We start from the raw sequence: 3,635 nt of genomic DNA, 5'->3' as shown, positions 1-3,635 counted from the left end.
CTTATACAAAAGTACACGTTCAATATTTCAACTTCAAAAGTTTTCTATAAGTGGTATCAGCGGGCGTATTTTTCTCCCAATAAGCATTTTGAATGGTTGCTTTTAATACTGCTCTTGAGGTAAGTTTCTTTTTTCTTAATTCGTAGGTATCTTCCCAGCCGACAATATGATGAGGAAACCCTTTTTCGAAGATAATTCTTAAATCTCGTTGGCTTTCAGGAAAATATATTTGATAATCCATTAAATCTTTGCCTTTAAATGTCGAATCTCCTTTATAAGGTTGGAGTTTAATCTTGGTCATTTCAGCCTGAACTTTTTTATGACGCAGACGTAATGATGTCATGCTCGGAACCATTAAAACATTACCTTGTGGCAGTTGATCGAGAGGCAGTAATCTTATCTTTGTCCAAAGTTCGTCCTCCAGTATTGCATAATCAATGTGGCATTCTTCCGAAACCTCTTCTTCAAAATACGATTTTCCGATCACCTGATAGCCATTCTGATGATAGTTGAGTTGTAAAAAACTCTGCCCACACCATTCTTGGTTCGTATTCGAAACCTTTAGTGTAGCCGGAAAAGTATTGGTCTGAATAGGTGTAAACACCGAGGTGTACATCGAATAATCATAAATACCTGTAATAAACTTCTTAATAAAATTTAGCTTCAATACTGGTGTGGCAATTTCTTTTGCATCGGATTCTAATTTTACTTGCTTATCTAATCGAAAATCTTCATTCACAAATACCATCACTGCCTCTCCTTGATTGATATTTCCATACTGAGCTTGCTGTAAATCATAACTGCTGATTTCAGCTTTATTCGAAAACCAATATTTTCTAAATTCCTCGCTATCAGATAACTGTATTTGCTTTTGGTCTTTTTTATCAGTGCAAGCCGTACTCGTAAATAATAGACTAAAGATAATAATGTAATAATATTTCATTCTTTAAAGTATGTTGTGATTAATCATTCAAAATTAAGCAAATTGTATGGTAATTATGTAATGATTGAATGTTAATGATTAGTTATTAAGCGGACTCATGATAAGTTTCTGCAGGTGTGTGATTTTTAATGCTTACTTTTTGCCTTTCCAACTTATTAAAAACACACCAATTAAGACGAAAAATGTTCCGATGATTTGTTCGAGCCAGATATTTTCGCCCAAAAATGCTGTTGCCAAAAAAATCGTAAAAATAGGCCCAATGCTTGCAATGATTGAGGCATTGCCCGAACCTACGTGTTTGATTCCTTCTGATAACATGAAAGTTGGCAAAACTGTTGAGAAAATGGCCATTGACATCGAAATGATATAAACCGGCATCGGAAAATTAAAAATATCGAGGCCGTTTTCTGCATAACAATGAATGAGCGTTGGGAAAAGTGCCGAAATAATGATCCACGAAGTAAAGCGGGTTGTGCCGAGTTGGGCAATGAGGCCATCGCTACTAATGAGATAAAAAGCATAGGTAAATCCGCTAAAGATTACCCAAAAAGCACCCAAGCTAATATCTTTTTGTTGATGTGCATCAAAGTTTTTCAAGAATGCCAGCACGATTCCGAGATAGGTAATGCCGAGTGCCAACCATTGTAGGCGGCTTATTCTTTTTTTGAGGAAAATCGCTCGCAGAATCAGTACAAATGTTGGATAGACAAAGAGTAAAATCCGCTCTAAACTAGCCGTGATATAGTTTAAACCCAAAAGATTGAAATACGCCGAAACATAATAGCCGATAAAACCAACTGCAAAGAGTTTTAGCCAAGTAATTATCGGCACTTGTGGATGAGATGCTTCTTGGATTCTTTTCCGACATAAAATAAAAATGTAGAACGGTACCGAAAACAAAAATCGGAGCGAAAGCAGCGAAATTGTATCAATGCCGTACTCGTAAGCTGATTTAATGAAGATTCCTTTTAAAGCAAAACCAAACGCTGCCCCAAAGACTAATCCAGCTCCTAACCAATAATTTGAGCGTTTGGGCATAAAAAATAACCTAATATTAATAGAATGAACCGACGAATATGATAGATTTGCTAAAAGAAATTTATATAAAAAATAGCAGAATGTCCAAAATTTAACTTTTGAGGTTAGAAATGTTCGAAAAGTTAAATTTTTTATTGCTATTATTAAATTTTTTGAGCTAATTCAACCCAATGTTTTACCATTTTTTTAACCAACATGGCAACCAAAGCAAAATTAAAGAAAGAATCAGAACAAACCATTAGTATTAAGCCACGCGAACAAAAGAAGCCAATGTTGATGGAAATAGCTTGGGAAGTATGCAACCAAGTAGGGGGAATTTATACCGTTATTCGCTCAAAAGTGCCTTCGATGGTAGAAGAGTGGGGCGAAAATTATTGTCTCGTTGGGCCATATTTTCCGAATACGGCAATGATAGAATTTGAGCCAATCGCCGACCTCGACGAATCGCCGTTTGGTAAAACCGTTAAGAAAATGCAAGAAATGGGCTTTGATGCTCATTATGGTCGTTGGCTCGTAACAGGTAAGCCAAAAATTGTATTACTTGATTTTAAAGCTCTTCTAAAAAATACCAATGATTTTAAATTTAAACTTTGGGAAAGACACCAAATTTCTACACTCAATGCCGAGCCGCTCGTTGACCAAGTAATTGCTCTCGGCGAAATGATTCGTGTATTTTTAACTGAATTTGGTGAAACTTACGGTCATAAAAATGATATTGTGGCTCACTTCCACGAGTGGATGGCCGCAACAGCCTTGATAGATATTCGCACTGATAACGTGCCGATTTCAACCGTTTTCACAACTCACGCAACTATGCTTGGGCGTTATATTGCCGGAAACGAGGCTGATTTCTACGAAAAGTTATCGGGATATGATTGGGACTACGAAGCTAAAAATTATGGAATCGAAGCCCAAGCGAAGATCGAACGCTTGGCTGCCCAAAAATCTCATGTACTCACGACTGTGAGTGATGTTACTGCCAAAGAATGTGAGGTGTTTTTTGGAAGAACATGCGATTTGATTTTACCAAACGGCCTAAACGTAACTCGTTTTGCGGCTACGCACGAATTCCAGAATCTACACATGAAATACAAAGAAAAAATCCATCAGTTTGTGATGGGGCATTTTTTCCAAAGTTATTCGTGGGATTTAGATAATACACTTTATTTCTTCACTTCGGGGCGTTATGAATTCCGCAATAAGGGTTATGACCTTACGCTCGAAGCCCTCAAACGACTCAATTTCAAACTCGTACAGGCAGGTATTGATACTACAGTTGTGATGTTTATTATCACTAAAAATCCAGTACATTCGATTGACCCAGAGGTGTTGCAGTCGAGAGCCGTAATGGAGGAAATTCGTCAGACTTGTGAATCAATCGAAAAGCAAATCGGTGAGCATCTTTTCCACGCCTCGGCATCAAACGACGACCCCAATCTACCGGATTTGAATGAATTTGTGGATGAATATTGGAGACTTCGCCTACGTCGCACGATTCAGACTTGGAAAACCAAAAAACTACCACATACCGTAACACACTTACTCAAACAACCAGATGATATTACTGATTATTTGAAAGAAACCAACTTACTCAACCATGAGCAAGACCGAGTAAAATTTGTGTATCACCCAGATTTCATTTCCCCAACCAATC

3 protein-coding genes are annotated in these 3,635 nt (G+C 37.3%); 1 reads left to right on the top strand and 2 read right to left on the bottom strand.

All coding sequences use genetic code 11. The features are described 5' to 3' along the window. Nucleotides 1-19: 19 nt before the first annotated feature. Nucleotides 20-943: a hypothetical protein gene (locus tag ACOVO2_RS21610; protein ID WP_421771979.1), complete on the bottom strand. Its 924-nt coding sequence runs from the start codon at nt 941-943 to the stop codon at nt 20-22. Nucleotides 944-1,075: 132 nt separating this feature from the next. Continuing rightward, on the bottom strand, nt 1,076-1,981 hold the full coding sequence (locus tag ACOVO2_RS21605; protein ID WP_421771978.1) for a DMT family transporter: 906 nt from the start codon (nt 1,979-1,981) through the stop codon (nt 1,076-1,078). Nucleotides 1,982-2,176: 195 nt separating this feature from the next. On the opposite strand from ACOVO2_RS21605, the gene ACOVO2_RS21600 reads away from it, so the two are divergent. Beyond that, a partial coding sequence (locus ACOVO2_RS21600; protein ID WP_421771977.1) for a glycogen/starch synthase occupies nt 2,177-3,635 on the top strand: 1,459 nt, incomplete at its 3' end.

The organism is Emticicia sp. (genome assembly GCF_049241225.1).
Taxonomy (GTDB): Bacteria; Bacteroidota; Bacteroidia; order Cytophagales; family Spirosomataceae; genus Emticicia.
This window is presented reverse-complemented; position numbering and strand designations above follow the sequence as displayed.